This is a genomic window from Lysinibacillus sp. AR18-8 (assembly GCF_001705465.1).
In the GTDB taxonomy this organism is placed as follows: domain Bacteria; phylum Bacillota; class Bacilli; order Bacillales_A; family Planococcaceae; genus Lysinibacillus; species Lysinibacillus capsici.
Genome location: NZ_MDGU01000023.1, coordinates 89,180 through 103,505, shown reverse-complemented (window position 1 = coordinate 103,505; position 14,326 = coordinate 89,180). Strand labels below are relative to the sequence as shown.

At 35.8% G+C, this 14,326-nt stretch carries 17 protein-coding genes; 6 read left to right on the top strand and 11 right to left on the bottom strand.

The genetic code is table 11. The annotated features are described in order from the left end of the window. Nucleotides 1–124 precede the first annotated feature (124 nt). The 3 genes from BFM98_RS16760 (at nt 125) to BFM98_RS16750 (ending at nt 1,849) form a co-directional block, all read left to right on the top strand. Complete coding sequence (locus BFM98_RS16760; protein ID WP_004231716.1) at nt 125–427, top strand: YunC family protein; 303 nt, start codon at nt 125–127, stop codon at nt 425–427. Nucleotides 428–548: 121 nt separating this feature from the next. Continuing rightward, a complete protein-coding gene (locus BFM98_RS16755; RefSeq protein WP_066037959.1) occupies nt 549–1,157 on the top strand; it encodes a DUF2238 domain-containing protein in 609 nt (202 codons plus the stop codon). A gap of 47 nt (nt 1,158–1,204) precedes the next feature. Further along, nucleotides 1,205–1,849 carry an SIMPL domain-containing protein gene (locus BFM98_RS16750; protein ID WP_048394056.1) on the top strand — a complete coding sequence of 215 codons (645 nt, stop codon included), beginning with the start codon at nt 1,205–1,207 and terminating at the stop codon, nt 1,847–1,849. Nucleotides 1,850–1,891: 42 nt separating this feature from the next. On the opposite strand, the gene BFM98_RS16745 is transcribed toward BFM98_RS16750, so the two are convergent. From BFM98_RS16745 to BFM98_RS16735, 3 genes are all read right to left on the bottom strand, one after another. Then, on the bottom strand, nt 1,892–2,539 hold the full coding sequence (locus BFM98_RS16745; protein WP_066037958.1) for a uridine kinase family protein: 648 nt from the start codon (nt 2,537–2,539) through the stop codon (nt 1,892–1,894). Nucleotides 2,540–2,602: 63 nt separating this feature from the next. Further along, a complete protein-coding gene (locus BFM98_RS16740) occupies nt 2,603–3,160 on the bottom strand; it encodes a histidine phosphatase family protein (RefSeq protein WP_066037957.1) in 558 nt (185 codons plus the stop codon). 85 nt (nt 3,161–3,245) lie between these two features. Continuing rightward, nucleotides 3,246–4,163: a DMT family transporter gene (locus BFM98_RS16735; RefSeq protein ID WP_066037956.1), complete on the bottom strand. Its 918-nt coding sequence runs from the start codon at nt 4,161–4,163 to the stop codon at nt 3,246–3,248. Between the two features lie 118 nt (nt 4,164–4,281). On the opposite strand from BFM98_RS16735, the gene BFM98_RS16730 reads away from it, so the two are divergent. Further along, nucleotides 4,282–5,619 carry an aminotransferase-like domain-containing protein gene (locus BFM98_RS16730; protein WP_066037955.1) on the top strand — a complete coding sequence of 446 codons (1,338 nt, stop codon included), beginning with the start codon at nt 4,282–4,284 and terminating at the stop codon, nt 5,617–5,619. 74 nt (nt 5,620–5,693) lie between these two features. Then, nucleotides 5,694–5,936 carry a hypothetical protein gene (locus tag BFM98_RS16725; RefSeq protein WP_004231701.1) on the top strand — a complete coding sequence of 81 codons (243 nt, stop codon included), beginning with the start codon at nt 5,694–5,696 and terminating at the stop codon, nt 5,934–5,936. A gap of 48 nt (nt 5,937–5,984) precedes the next feature. Here the strand turns inward: BFM98_RS16725 and BFM98_RS16720 are convergent, their stop codons facing one another. The 8 genes from BFM98_RS16720 to BFM98_RS16685 form a co-directional block, all read right to left on the bottom strand. Further along, on the bottom strand, nt 5,985–6,143 hold the full coding sequence (locus BFM98_RS16720) for a DUF1540 domain-containing protein (protein ID WP_004231699.1): 159 nt from the start codon (nt 6,141–6,143) through the stop codon (nt 5,985–5,987). Between the two features lie 96 nt (nt 6,144–6,239). Next, the gene (locus BFM98_RS16715; RefSeq protein ID WP_048394047.1) at nt 6,240–7,124 is read right to left on the bottom strand and encodes a helix-turn-helix transcriptional regulator; all 885 of its coding nucleotides are present in this window, start codon (nt 7,122–7,124) and stop codon (nt 6,240–6,242) included. A 69-nt stretch (nt 7,125–7,193) separates the two neighbouring features. Further along, the gene (locus tag BFM98_RS16710) at nt 7,194–8,450 is read right to left on the bottom strand and encodes an erythromycin esterase family protein (protein ID WP_066037954.1); all 1,257 of its coding nucleotides are present in this window, start codon (nt 8,448–8,450) and stop codon (nt 7,194–7,196) included. 18 nt (nt 8,451–8,468) lie between these two features. Next, nucleotides 8,469–9,206 (bottom strand): ABC transporter permease, encoded by a 738-nt coding sequence (locus BFM98_RS16705; protein ID WP_066037953.1) that lies wholly within the window; start codon nt 9,204–9,206, stop codon nt 8,469–8,471. Further along, complete coding sequence (locus BFM98_RS16700; protein ID WP_054549677.1) at nt 9,206–9,916, bottom strand: ABC transporter permease; 711 nt, start codon at nt 9,914–9,916, stop codon at nt 9,206–9,208. The genes BFM98_RS16705 and BFM98_RS16700 overlap by 1 nt, the downstream gene beginning before the upstream one ends. Then, a complete protein-coding gene (locus tag BFM98_RS16695; RefSeq protein WP_066037952.1) occupies nt 9,913–10,824 on the bottom strand; it encodes an ABC transporter ATP-binding protein in 912 nt (303 codons plus the stop codon). The genes BFM98_RS16700 and BFM98_RS16695 overlap by 4 nt, the downstream gene beginning before the upstream one ends. Nucleotides 10,825–10,935: 111 nt before the next feature. Continuing rightward, nucleotides 10,936–12,309, bottom strand: a complete 1,374-nt coding sequence (locus BFM98_RS16690) for a HAMP domain-containing sensor histidine kinase (protein ID WP_066037951.1) — start codon at nt 12,307–12,309, stop codon at nt 10,936–10,938. Continuing rightward, the gene (locus BFM98_RS16685; protein ID WP_066037950.1) at nt 12,306–12,974 is read right to left on the bottom strand and encodes a response regulator transcription factor; all 669 of its coding nucleotides are present in this window, start codon (nt 12,972–12,974) and stop codon (nt 12,306–12,308) included. The genes BFM98_RS16690 and BFM98_RS16685 overlap by 4 nt, the downstream gene beginning before the upstream one ends. Nucleotides 12,975–13,398: 424 nt before the next feature. On the opposite strand from BFM98_RS16685, the gene BFM98_RS16680 reads away from it, so the two are divergent. Further along, a complete protein-coding gene (locus BFM98_RS16680) occupies nt 13,399–14,277 on the top strand; it encodes a LysR family transcriptional regulator (RefSeq protein WP_066037949.1) in 879 nt (292 codons plus the stop codon). Nucleotides 14,278–14,326: the final 49 nt, after the last annotated feature.

Sequence of the window (14,326 nt, the reverse complement as noted above, 5' to 3'; positions counted from 1 at the left end):
CCGATGCTTCCCCCTAATTCCTTTCATCCTTATACATCTAGCAACATATTTAGTTTTTTTCATGAAAATGTCGAACACCTTGCTAGCCTTCACCATATGTATATAGAGAAAAGGAGTGATTTCAATGGTGACAATTGAACCTATTATGATTAAAGGGCATTTCTTCACTGCAGTAGTTGTTCAATTACCTAAAACAACATTACTAACTATTTCTAATGATACAGGCTACATTATGTGTGGTGCTTTAGATGTCGGCCTATTAAATAGTCGCTTAGTTGATCGAAAAATTATTGCTGGTCGTGCAGTAGGCGTAAAAACAATTGACGAGCTATTAACAGCTCCATTAGAATCTGTAACATATGAAGCAGAACAGCTTGGTATTACAGAAGGAATGACTGGTGTAGAGGCACTTTTAAAAATGATCTAATTGGCTAAAAAAGCGTCAACTAGACGCTTTTCTTTTTTGTTTGCTAACTATTTGAATAAGCAATTTCCCCATTTCCCATACTGTGGGACAAAGGGAGTTGTTAGTATGAATAGTAGGCAACATGTTAAAATACACGCCACCTTACTTATTATTGTTTATTGTTTTCATCTGGTCTGTTATAAAGCCGTCCTCCTATTTAGATTGGCTAGCTGAAGTTAGTCCTGGAATTGTGGCAATAACAGTCGTTGTTTGCATTTATCATAAATTCCGCTTCACCACATTTTCTTATTTTATTATCGCTCTCTTGTCGATCCTGACATTTATAGGTGGGCATTATACCTATTCTGAAGTCCCTCTTTTTAATTGGATAAAAGATGAATTTCATTTACAACGTAATCACTATGATAGGTTTGGCCATTTTTTAAAAGGTTTATTAGCCATCGTAATAAGGGAAATACTAATCAGGAAAACACCACTTACAAAAGGAGCTTGGCTTACAGGTATTACGATCAGTATTCTGCTCGCAATTGCTGCTTTTTATGAAATCATTGAATGGTTAAGTACAAGAATCTCGAAGGGAAGTAAAGGAGCAAAGGATTTTTTAGGCATGCAGGGAGATAAATGGGATGCACAATGGGACATGTTTTTAGCCTTGCTGGGAGCTATTTTAGCTTTACTTCTATTCACAAAGCTCCATGACAAATTTTTAAAAAGAATAAACAAATCATAAATATTTTTGCATAGCATGATTATATAACCTATGAAAGGTGGTATTAGATGTACTATGCACAGGTCAATCAACAAACACATCATCCATCACGTACTATGATTGTAATCGGCTATGGACAGGTAATGGCTACACCAAGCTCTGTACAATTACAAATTGAAGTCCAAACACAGGGCAACCATGTACAAGGTCCTCAACAGGAAAATGCCGCAATCATGAATGAAGTTATGCAATCACTTATCGCACTTGGTATTCCAAGAGAACAAATTCAAACTGCTAGTTATACAATCACACCACTATATAATTTCGAAGATGGCAAACAAATTTTTAATGGCTATGAAGTAGTCAACGCCATTTCCGTCAACGTTTCGGATACCAATGATTTGGGCTTAATCATTGATACGGCTGTAGAAAATGGAGCAAATCGAATAACCAATATTCAGTTCAAAATGGACCATACCGATGCTTACTATCAGCAAGCATTAAGTTTAGCGCTACAGAATGCTCAATTGAAGGCGAAAACAATAGCAGAAACTATGCACCTGCCTTTGCAGCCACTCCCTGTAGAGATTGTGGAAGAGCAGGCTAACACACCTATCCTTTATCGCTCTATGGCTGTATCCTCGGGAATCACGCCTATAGAACAGGGACAAATTGCTATTGATGCTACTGTTCGTGTAAAATTTCAATACTAAAGTTAGGAGCCTTCCACTAGTCAAAGTGCAGAAGGCCCTCATTTATTTTACAAGTTTATTTTTTTCAATAAGGATTTCATCATCCTGAGTTTTAATAACCATATCAAAATGTTGGCAATGTGGATGCATAAATAATTCATATTGAATACGTCGCTCATCATGTGATTGTTTTAAATAATTTATATCTGTACCTCTTTCAAGCACATCACGACCTAATCTTCTCTTAAGCTCTGTAGACCCATCCGTATAAAAATAAATCTTTAAATCGAATAACTGTGGATCTATAAATGCTACACACATTCCTTCTACTATCGTGATCTGTTTTTTTGAAGAAATTAATGCACTTTTCATATAATGTGTATCGATTGTCATTAAATCGAGTCCTTCTCTTATCATCTGAACATCTCGCTCCAATGATGGTAGATGATGAGCAGCGGGATGACAAGCCGTCATTTTAAAACGATGATGCTCATTTTGATATGTATATTCAAGTATTGATTGTTTGCGAATATCCGAATCCACAATATACGGATCAGTATTTAAATAATTCACTTCATCTTGATCTAAAGCATGTATAAGTTTTTTGGCAAATGTCGTTTTTCCAGCAGCTCCATGACCAGAAATGCCGATTATGATTTTTTTATCAGCTTGTTTAACCCATCTTAAAATTTCTTTTAATATCGTTTCCATCTTACTCTCCTTCACTATAAAAGGTATGGCAAGAAGAAACAATTCCTACCATACCACTTAATATTAGCCTTCATTATACGGGGAATCCCATATTCGCTCTATCATTACTCCATTATGCTTAGGGCTTAGTAGAAAAACATCTGGGTTGCTTAAATTTTTCCAACAGTGAAAATCCACATCCTTATCATAATACTTCAGTAGCAAAGAGATGATATTGCCATGACTCACAATTAATGTATTATCAACATCCTGAGCAAATGCATCTTTTACAAGGTCTACAATTCGATTCATCGCTTCATTACTGGATTCTCCACCATCATATTTTAAATCCATATCAACAAATGTCGCCTGTAATTTTTCGTACCAATCTGGAAAATCTCTAGTACTTAAAAGGCGCTCCGAAAGACGTTCATCAATTTCAATCTTCATACTTTCTCTGCTACTTAATGGTTCAATGGATTGGATTGCTCGTAAGAAAGGGCTAGATACAATTCGATCAATTTTTAGATTCTTGAAAAATTCAGCTAAACTATTTGCTTGCTCTATTCCCTTCTGTGTTAAGGGTGCATCTAGTGATTGTCCTTGTGCTAGACAATGTCTAATAACATAAATTTTCCCCATAAAAACCTCCTAATTTAGAAAGTCATTTATAAACGATTATTATACCCCGTTTACTAAATAGCTCCGATTTAAATGTTCCTATTCATTATCTCACTTGTTCTACATTTTTCCGCCCAAAATAATTCGTCCCTATCACACCAATAATAATCATGATGCCACCAATAAGATGATATAGATGGAAATCTTCCTGTAAAAATAAGACCCCTGCCAAAATAGTAATAAGTGTTGCAAAATTGCTAAAGACACTCATTTTAGATGCTTCCAATTTAGATAAAGCATAATTAGATAAATAGGATGTACCAAGTGAAGATAGTATACCTAAATATAAAATAGCGAAGACAAAATGAGCATGTGTTAATGGCTTAAAAAATTCATTGAGTGTTCCATTCATCATATGACTTCCAAGAGCCATTCCATTAAAAATAACAAATCCACACAATGTCATGACATATGTTAATGCTAGTAAAGAATATTTCTTGGTAAGCCCTCTAGCAAAAATATTATAAAGTGATGTCACAATCGCTGATAGTAAAATAAATCCACTTCCTATGACATTTCCTGTAGTAGTATTTGCTCCATTCATCATTAACAGATAGATGACACCAAGTACGGACAAACTTACAGATACAAGTTGACCCCGAGTAGCTTTTTCCTTTAACAATAAACCTGCCAATGCTAATGTAAAAATAGGAATTGTCGCTTGAATAATTCCCGCCTCTGATGAGGAAATTTTAGCAAGTCCAAGCACTTGAAACGTAAAAAAAGCAATTGGATACAAGATGGCTAACGGTAATATTTTTAGTATGTCCTGCATGTTCATTATTAGCTTATTTTTTGTCATTACCATGATTATAACAATACCGATGAATGCAAAAGTAAAACGATGTGCAAGTATATCAATAGGACTTGCTACAGTCAACGTAACTTTCACAAACATAAATGAGAGCCCAATGACAAATGCATAAATTATTGCTGCTATATAGGCATTTCTATTTTCTGACATAGGATCGTACTCCTTCTTTAAACATTCCGGCCGGTATAGTTATCGTATTAAATAGAGAACTTATTGACGATATAAAAAAAACACATCTGTACCGATACAGATGTGCTGGAGGTTATGTATGCTTAAATACGAATGGATTTATTCTCAGCTCCTGACTCAGATCCAAACAGGCTCACTTCAAGCAGGGGCAAAACTCCCCTCGATTCGCCAGTTATCACAGCAATTTTCCTGTAGTAAGAGTACGATTTTAGCATCTTTAAAAAAACTGGAGGATCAGCATCTTATCTATTCAATGCTTAAAAGTGGCTACTATGTTGTTGATCATCAACTGCCCATCCAACCAAAAATGAAAAATTACATAGATTTTGCTACATCTTCGCCCAATTGGCATGCATTCCCTTATCAAGATTTTCAGCATTGTATTAATAAGGCCATCGACACATACCAAGCAGATTTATTTAGATATGGGACACCAAAAGGCCTACCGTCATTAATAGCGGAAGCAAAAAAACTATTAACAAGCTATCAACTGTTTACAAAGGAAGAAAATATTTTCATTACTTCAGGTGTCCAACAATCTCTATCCTTGCTAAGTATAATGCCCTTTCCAAATGGTCGCTCAACGATCTTAGTGGAACAACCTAGCTATCATTTGTATATGGATTATTTAAAAACCTATGAACTTCCGACAATGGGCATCAAAAGAACAACGGATGGCATTGATTTAGATGAACTAGAAAACATTTTTAGTAAACACGACATAAAGTTTTTTTATACGATGCCACGTCTGCACAACCCTCTAGGAACTTCCTATAGTAAAAAAGAAAAGGATTCAATACGAAAACTTGCCTATAAATATAATGTGTATATAGTTGAAGATGATTATTTAGCGGATTTTGAGCAAAATACAAAAATAGATCCCCTATTTACGGAGGATACACAGGATCGGGTTATTTATTTAAAAAGCTTTTCTAAAATTATGTTTCCTGGCTTACGTATCGGACTTGCCGTATTACCAAATGTTTTGATTAATACCTTTCAACAGTATAAAAATACCACTGATATTGATAGCTCCATGATCTCCCAAGCTGCATTAGAGCTCTACTTGAAAAGTGGTATGTTTGAACGTTATCAGAAGAAAGTCAGTGAAGCTTATGCAAGCCGAGCAAATCAACTTCAACAATCTATAGCAACTCATCTGGCAGACTATCAATCCTCAAAGGAAATCTGTATGCATAGCCATATCATTCTACCGAGACAGGTGAATACTTCTAAGATTATTGATCATTTGGCACAACAAAATATTTTGTTAGATCCTATTAAACGCAATTATTTAGATGCATTTTATCGGGAACGTATTATCAAACTAAATGTATCGAATATAGACGAATCCAAGATTGATGTTGGCATAAGGGAAATTGCGCTAGCCCTTCATAACACGAGCAATTATTTCTAAAGAACATTATTCATGAAACCTTATTGTAGCTCATATAATTAGACATCATAAATTGGTTCAATAAGGAGGATTCAATGCAATCTGAGAAATTGCGACTAAGGAAGATTCAACGTCTTGCATATGAAATTATGGATGAGATGCACAAAGAAAAGCATCGCACAGAAATGCACAAATTAATTCCGATTATTGATAACTTGTCGCGGGCAATTGGGGATTTAACAGATTCTGTTGGTAAATACTCACTGGATTATGTAGAAGAAAAAGTAAAAAATGCCCATGCTCTTTTATTTAACAAAGAAAAGGTAGATATTTATTAATAAAGACAGGGAAAAAGGGTAACCATATACATGGCTACCCTTTTGGCATTAATGCGTTTCAGGTTCGAATGTTTTACAGTCTGTTTCCTCGCTGTTGGAAGCATGTTGTCCCTTTTGGCTGACAACATAAATTTTTTCAGCTGTGCATTTGTTACCAGAATCCCAAAATGTGCAGTTATTGACTTCACAAAGAATTTCTTGTGCCATCGTCTCACACCTCCTCCTTGTTATCTTTAACAAATTAGAGGTAATCAATACGTTATTCAAAAAAGTCATCTTGCACTTTTGTCAGTGCTGTCTGATTCACTCCATACTGAAGTCTAGATTAGTAGGATGATTTGATAAATGTTCCTGCGTAAGCATATTAGTTGAGGGTACCTTGTTGTCAACTTCTTCAAAACGGAAGCCATCTGCCCAGACTTTACCCGAACCAATTAGTAACACACCAAAATAAATGGAATTACCTTCTTCAGGTACGTCTAAGACAATAGAATAATGATTCCATTCAGTAGAACCTGTCACAGGGCGTTGATCCATATTATCAAATTGAATCGTATCACCTGTACCATTGTCAATACGCATCCATGCACCACACTTTGTAGCATCTGCCGTCTTTAAGTAGCATGACATTTTCAAGCGTTTCCCTTTATAGTCAGCTGCCTGAAAACCCTGCATCATTGTAGCAAATTGACCATGATTTGCTGAGGCAGTTGTGGAATACAATACTCCTGAACGCTTCCCTGAATGAAATACCTTGTCATCTGTATGAAATTTATACAATTCGGGATTAGCACCACTCAACACCCAACCTTTAACCTGTTCAACTGTTTCCATGTAATGTTCCTCCTCCATCATATTTAATGATTGCATTACTTTTCGATACTTCCCTGGTGGTAAAGCATAAACTTCTTTAAAGGCTCTTGTAAAAGCCTCTTGTGATTGAAACTGAAGTGTTACAGCAATCGTTAATATCGATACATTAGAGTACATCAAATAACTCGCTGCCATAGCTAGCCGACGTATACGAATATATTCACCAATCGTAATTCCCGTTTCTTGCTTAAAAATTCGGCTTAGATGGTACTTCGAATAGCCAGCAGTATTAGGAAGACATTCAAAAGAAATTTCTTCCATCAATTGCTCCTCGATATAGGCAATAGTTCTTTGTGTCGCTTGACTATACTCCATGTTACTCACCTCATCTTTATCATAATGGAGAAGGAAACAGATTTTTTGATGGAGGTTGCTAAATTTAGCTTAATCAATTATTTTTGTTGGTGTTGCTTCTTGCACAACGATGAGACCATCATAAGCTTCCTCAGGTGTCATTTTAATGGTGTACAGCATTTGTGTCAGCTTATACCACGGACGAAAATCATCGCCGATATTGCCCATTCTTTGCTTTTTGGAAAGAATATTCGCCAGCTCCTTCGATTGTTTGGCAGCTTCAAAATCCACATAAAAGATGTTATTATCAATGTCACTAAAGGCATCCACTAAAGCATTGTGATGCTCAATCGTATATTCCTTTCGTGCTCCAGACCCATTTTGTGCCTGGAATGTATTTTTCACAAAGTCTGTGCCAATCGCAAAATATTGATCTTTATATATCTCACTTAAATAATGCCCCATCGATTGATAGCCTGCCATCGTAGCAGAAGTTTTCTCAATATGACCATTATGAGCAGACATTAATACTTTATCATGACCTTGTGTTGCTTCATATTCAACAATCCATTGTAAATTTTCAGCTAAATATTCGTCCCGTAAATTCATATAATTACCATCATTTAAAAATAATTGCGTACGCTGCTTCATAATTTGCGCATATTGAACAGCAAATGCGAATTCATCCTTTGAAGATTTTTTTTCATACATCGCTTTGTTTGATTGTAAATCTTTGATTATTGTATCAATCGTTTTATCAAGCTCAAGTAGCTGACTATCCGATAAATCTCTCATCGTTTTGTTGGAAACATGCTCTAGCTTAGTCGTGAATTTTCGTGCATTGTCAGCATGTACCTTGGCGTAAAAATCAAGTAACCCCTTTTTGCTGTAATCATAGCGTTGCATATCATTTCCATAAAAGTAAATTTTCCCTTGATCATCAACTGTCTGATTATAGTCATGCATCCACTGCACAAACTCTACCATTTGTTCAGTTTTGTAGATGCCATAGTCTAACGCTTTTATAGCTTCCTCCGCCGTTCCGACACCGTTTTCGATAAATTGATTTATCTGTTGGGCCCCACCAAAATCTCCTTCTAAAACGAAAACATGGACATTTTCATTTTTTATCATCGCTTCAAATACATCTTTTTTTAATGTTTGAAATTCGATATTGCCATGTGTTGCTTCCCCAAAACCAATAATTTTTACATCATCAGGAATGTTGATATCTTTAATTTCATTCGTATATTGTGCGGCATCTTTTACGGCCTCTCTCTGTCCACATCCTACTAAAGCTACTAATAGCATCGATGCAGTTAAAAAACGTAAGCTACGTTTCAGCATTCTCATTCTCCTTTTAGCTTAAATAGATTTTCGCTGGAAATAGTAATATCCTCCGAGGAAAAATACGATGAATCCGCCACCTACTACGGTTAACAATTGCTCCCACGGTACAAAGAATACATCGTCTGTATTGCCCCCTATATACATCATCGAAAAGGGTTGTGCCCAAGGATAATACGGACCAATTCTTTCAGAATTCACTGCTAAAATTGATGGTAAAGTAAATATGACATTAACAGCAAATGGAGCAGCAAAGCTTTTAAACATAATGGACATCCACAATTGCAAGGCTACTAATGGCAGTGTCGCTACCCAGCCTCCTACTATGCTTTTCCAAACAATCTCCATAGGAAAAGAATCTGTATAGCCTTTTACCATCCCAACAGCAAAGACCGAGCCTAAATACAATATCTGCATTGCTAAAACAAGCAGCATAATCAATATGTATTTAGCTACAAATACTTTCCCTCTTGTTACTGGTAATGCTAAAAGTTGCTTCCATCCACCAGACTGATGTTCATACCTACAAATAAGACTGGTAAAAACACCAGAAATAAGAGGTAAAAATAATAGAGCATATGTTAAATTCATCGAAAATAACGATATATACCACTCATTGATTTCAATCCCCTGCATGTTGTCCTCTAAATTAGCGGATAGTCCTATAAAAAGTCCAATCATGGGTCCTGCTAAAATAATTGGTACCATTTTTGATTTACGTAACTTAAACCACTCAGCTTGAAGTAAAGTAATCATTATTTCACGTCCCTTCTTGCAAAATCAACCATGCCGATAATATAGAGTAAGATACCAATTCCTACGCCTAATAAGACATTGATCACCGGCTCATTCCATTGGTTCATCAATGATGGCCATTTCCATATCATCCAATCTGGAAGAACATAGGAAGAATAGGAAAAAATCACCCCAAAAATGCCTACAGTTATAGGAATCCCTTGATTATGACTTACACTCGCTATCCACAATTGAAGTGCCAAGATAGGTAATGCTGCAAAAGCAGGGAAATAACTATATTTGGCTAGCTCCATGTAAGGTACCGTGTCACCTAATTCTAAAAACAGCCCGTAGCTCAGCGTAAAAAACATTAATAACGTTGAGGCGAAGAATAGTAAGATAGCTAACAACGTAAATTTAGACAAATACACGGTTAATTTCGAAACAGGTAATGCAATGAGCTGCTTCCAAGCATTGGTCTCATTTTCAATGCTTGCTATGAATGACGTAAGAATGGCAATACCCAAGACTATGGCAAGCGGTGTAAATGAATGCACATTTAATAAGAAATAGCCCCAATCATCCTCACTTTGCTGTAAGAGATAATCCTTTCTTACTCCATAATTGACCATTTGCAGAGCAACCACCCCTAAAGGGCCAATAAGCGTTAGAAGCCATAATCCTTTACGTTTGATTTTTAAGAAGTCAGCAGTTAATAGCTTTCCCATCATATCCCCTGTTCTCCCATCGTCATTTGGAGGAATATATCCTCCAATGAACGTTTCTCTTCCTCGACTCGGAATACCGATATACCCTCCTGAACAAGAACTTGGACAATATGAGCAACCTTTTCATCCGAGCACTCTTCTAAGAAAATCACACCACCCTGATAATCTGCCTTAATACCATTTGCTAATAAGAAGCGCCATCCTTTTTCACCATTGTTTACTTTAAAGGTAACCTTTGGTTGGGCAAATCGACGCATAGCCTCAATAGAATCTTGGAAAATTAATTTCCCTTTCGAAACAATCCCAACTTGTGTTGCCATTTGATCAATCTCTGATAATAAATGGCTGGAGATTATAATGGTCATGCCATATTCCTCTGGTAATCTTTTAATTAAATTACGAATCTCTATAATGCCTGAAGGATCTAGGCCATTCGTTGGTTCATCTAAAATAAGTAATTCAGGACTATGTAGTAAAGCAGCAGCAATACCAAGACGTTGCTTCATTCCTAAAGAGAAACCTTTGACCTTTTTATGGGCAGCTTCCTTCAAACGGACAATTTCCAAAACTTCATCGATTCGAGTTTTCGGTACACCTAGTATTTTTCTTAGTGCCTCTAGATTCTCATATGCTGTTAAATGTGGATAATAAGAAGGGTTTTCCACCAACGAACCAATCTTAGCTAAAATTTGGATACGTTCCTTCGTAATATTCTTTTCAAAGACTTTAATTGTTCCAGAAGATGGCTTCATTAAACCTAGAAGCATTCGAATTGTAGTCGTTTTACCTGCCCCATTCGGACCTAAAAATCCATATATTTCACCTTTGCGTATTTGCAAGTTCAAATTTGATACAGCTTGCTCTTTTCCAAAGCTTTTTGATAAGTTTTGTGTTTGTACGATATATTCCAATGTCCTCACCTCTTTAACTATCTTAAAAAGGGAAGTTTAAAAAAAGGTATGGGCTAAGTTTAAATTTTGTTTAAAAAATCATTTCTATCATAAAAAAAATCTGCGAAGCATTTATTTCTCAAGCTTCGCAGATTTTTTTATGATAATTTTAGTACCAGAGTGATCGGAATGGATATCCCATTCAAGATGCATGCCCTTTATCATGACATCAACAATTGACAAGCCGATTCCGGCTCCCTTTGCATTCGACTCATTTTTCATCCCTTGACCATGATCCTCAACAATAAATGCTGTATAACACGCCGTCGATTCGGTTTTCACACTTATATATTTACCACTATTCGCGTGGCGCAGTACGTTTTGGAAAATATTATCAAATACTCTCCCTAACCATAATGGATCAACACGCCATTCAACAGGTTCAAATGACTGTAGCTCAATATCGATTGTAAAACCTTCTCGCTCGAAAACTGGATACCATGTCGTTAGATGTTCCCTTACAAATCGGATAACATTGATGTCTTTCGGTTCAAATTTATATTTACTTGCCATAAGCAGTGTGTAGGACATCAAATTTTCAATTAAAGCATCAATATTCACTATGGATGTGTCCATAGCCTTTAATGCCTGCTTCCCTTCCTCAGATAACGCTTCTTTGCTAATTGTATAGGATTGAGCTCTTACCTTCGTTAAAGGTGTCCGTAAATCATGTGATAAATTAGCAATCAGTTCACGTCTTAGCTGTTCTTCCTTCTGTTGACGTTGTTTACTGTCTCGCAGTTCACAAACCATTCTGTTAAAACTATGCTCCAATTGCCCAATCTCATCTCGTTTTTTCACCTGAATTTCAATGGGTAGACCATCTACATCACGTATTTCCATAGCCTCTTGCAGATGTAATAGTCTTTTTCGAATTCCCTTGAAAAATAAAAGCGAAACTACAATAAAAAATAAAATAACTGCAATAACACCAAAAAATAAAAAGTTACCATAGTTATCATAGACCTTTATAAGTGGAGGATTAAATGCTACCCTTGGAATCTCTAATACAATAAAGCCATTTGATATATCATCACCTAAGAAGGCAATAACAGTAAATGGATCATCTCCATAACGTTCTTTTATAAATTGAGTTGTATTGGCTGGTGTCCACTTTGCTGGTAACTGATCCTTCACATTCCATGTAGTCAGTAAGTTCCCCTCTTCACTTACCCAAAACATAGAAGCCGTAGGAAATTGCTCTTGCCACTTTTGAAATAACTGCGTAATCGCATCATCTGTTGCATTGGTCATATTTTTAGCCTGTGCATGCCATTGCTCTTCAATATCACTTTCTACAAGTACTCCACTTGAAAAATCTCCTGTCCCTGTCTTTGTAATGCCTAATACGAAAATAGCAACACCCAGATAGGAGATTTGCACAATAGATATGGCTAATATAATAATGAGCATATATTTCGCTAATAATGATCGAAAAAATTTCATTGTTTCACCCTATAGCCAATGCCTCGGATTGTTTCAATAATCATAGGCTTTGCAGGATTGATTTCTATTTTTTCTCTTAAGTAACGAATATGCACCATGAGTGTTTTATCACCTTCTATATAGCTCTCACCCCAAACACCCTCATAGAGTTGTTCCTTCGTTAAAATTTGATTTAAATGACGAATAAAATACTGTAATAAATAAAATTGTTTTCCTGTCAAAAGAATTTCTTCTTCATCAATCGTATTGATTATTTGCATATCTTTCGTATAAATTTTAAGGTGCTGCAATGTCAGTACATCATCACTTTTTTGATATCTTCTTAATAATACTTCCAGTCTTGCTACGAGCTCATCAGGGTGAAATGGCTTTGTTAGGTAATCATCAGCAAAATGCAGCCCTTCAATTTTATCTTCAACAGCTGTTCGTGCTGATAACATTAGAATTGGCAGGTCTTTATTTTCCCGTTTAATTCTTTTACCTATGGAGAAACCGTCCAATCCAGGTAGCATCACATCCAATATAGCAATATCTTTTGAGTTAATATGTTGCTCAAGCCCCTCCCCTGATTCCAGCCATGTCACGTCATAACCTCGTTCAGTTAATTCCTTGCTTACCCATTGTCCGATTTCTTTTTCATCTTCTATGTACAATATACGAATCAATGTTCATCCTCCTTGATACATTTAACTAAAATTAGAAATTTACAATTTCCATACATGGTTATTATAGGGGAACTGTTATTTATTTTCTTAGGAAATTCAAAAACGTTGATTTATTGAAAAAAGCAACTAATAAAAGTTGCTCTTTTATAGTATACGTTGCTACTTTATCAACTGCTTCAAATTCATTTAGAAAGGTGTAGGGAATCGGTATTACAAGGCAAGCCCCAAAGCATGCAAGAATCATATACTCCTAAGTTGAATTATTTTTTCATCGACGTTGCTCGCTTCACATTTAGGTGCTCGAAAAAAGAAACTTTACTTCTTTTTTCTTTGATAAATATGCTAACATGGCCCTAACTATATTAAAAATATTAGAGAAATATAATTTACTTAGGTTTTGCCTATAATAGAGGGGTGTTTATGTTTGGATATAAGACAACTACGCTATTTTATAGCAATTGTGGAGGAAAAAAAGATTTCTGCTGCGGCTGAAAGGTTACATATTTCTCAACCACCGTTAAGTCAGCATTTAAAAACGATGGAGGAAGAACTCGGTTCAAAGTTGGTAGAAAGGAGCGGCAAGTATTTTGAAGTAACTGAAGCGGGAAAGACATTATATAAATATGCGTTGCAGGTTGCACAATTAATGGAAGAGGCAGAAGCAGAGGTTAAGGATATTGGATTAGGCCTTCATGGTCGATTGACATTGGGCATTAATACATTTTCAGTTGTTGAGCTACCTCAATTACTACAACAATTTCAACAATATTATCCAAAGGTGACTTATAAAATTCAACAAAACGAATCTTCTTATCTATGTAAATTAGTAAGGGACCGTATTGTAGAACTTGCCATCATTCGCTTACCTTTAGAATTAGATGATTTCTCTGTTCTTCATATGTACACTGAACCATTTTACTTTATACAATCCAAAAAATTCGACTTCTTAGAACACAATGTATCTTTAGCTGACATACAAAATTGGCCAATCCTTTTACCAAGCACTGAAGGCTTAGGCGTACATTATTCGATATTAGAAGCATTTTCTCGCTTCCAGTTGCAGTCCCACATTGTTGGAGAATGCTCAGATACGGCACTGTTAATGAACTTGATCGCTGCTGGCTTTAGCTCCTCTATCGTACCTGAAACTATTTTAAAGCAATATGGAGATTTACCACTTCATGCATACAAAATTCCATCAGCAGAATTATCCACCTCAGTAGGACTCGTATGGCTGAAGAATCATTATTTATCTAAAGCCGCTCAAAACTTTGTGGATTTAATGAGGAAGTATTATTGTTAACGATTAATAAAAAAGAGAACAAATTAGAAACGTTAGTTTGCTCTCTTTT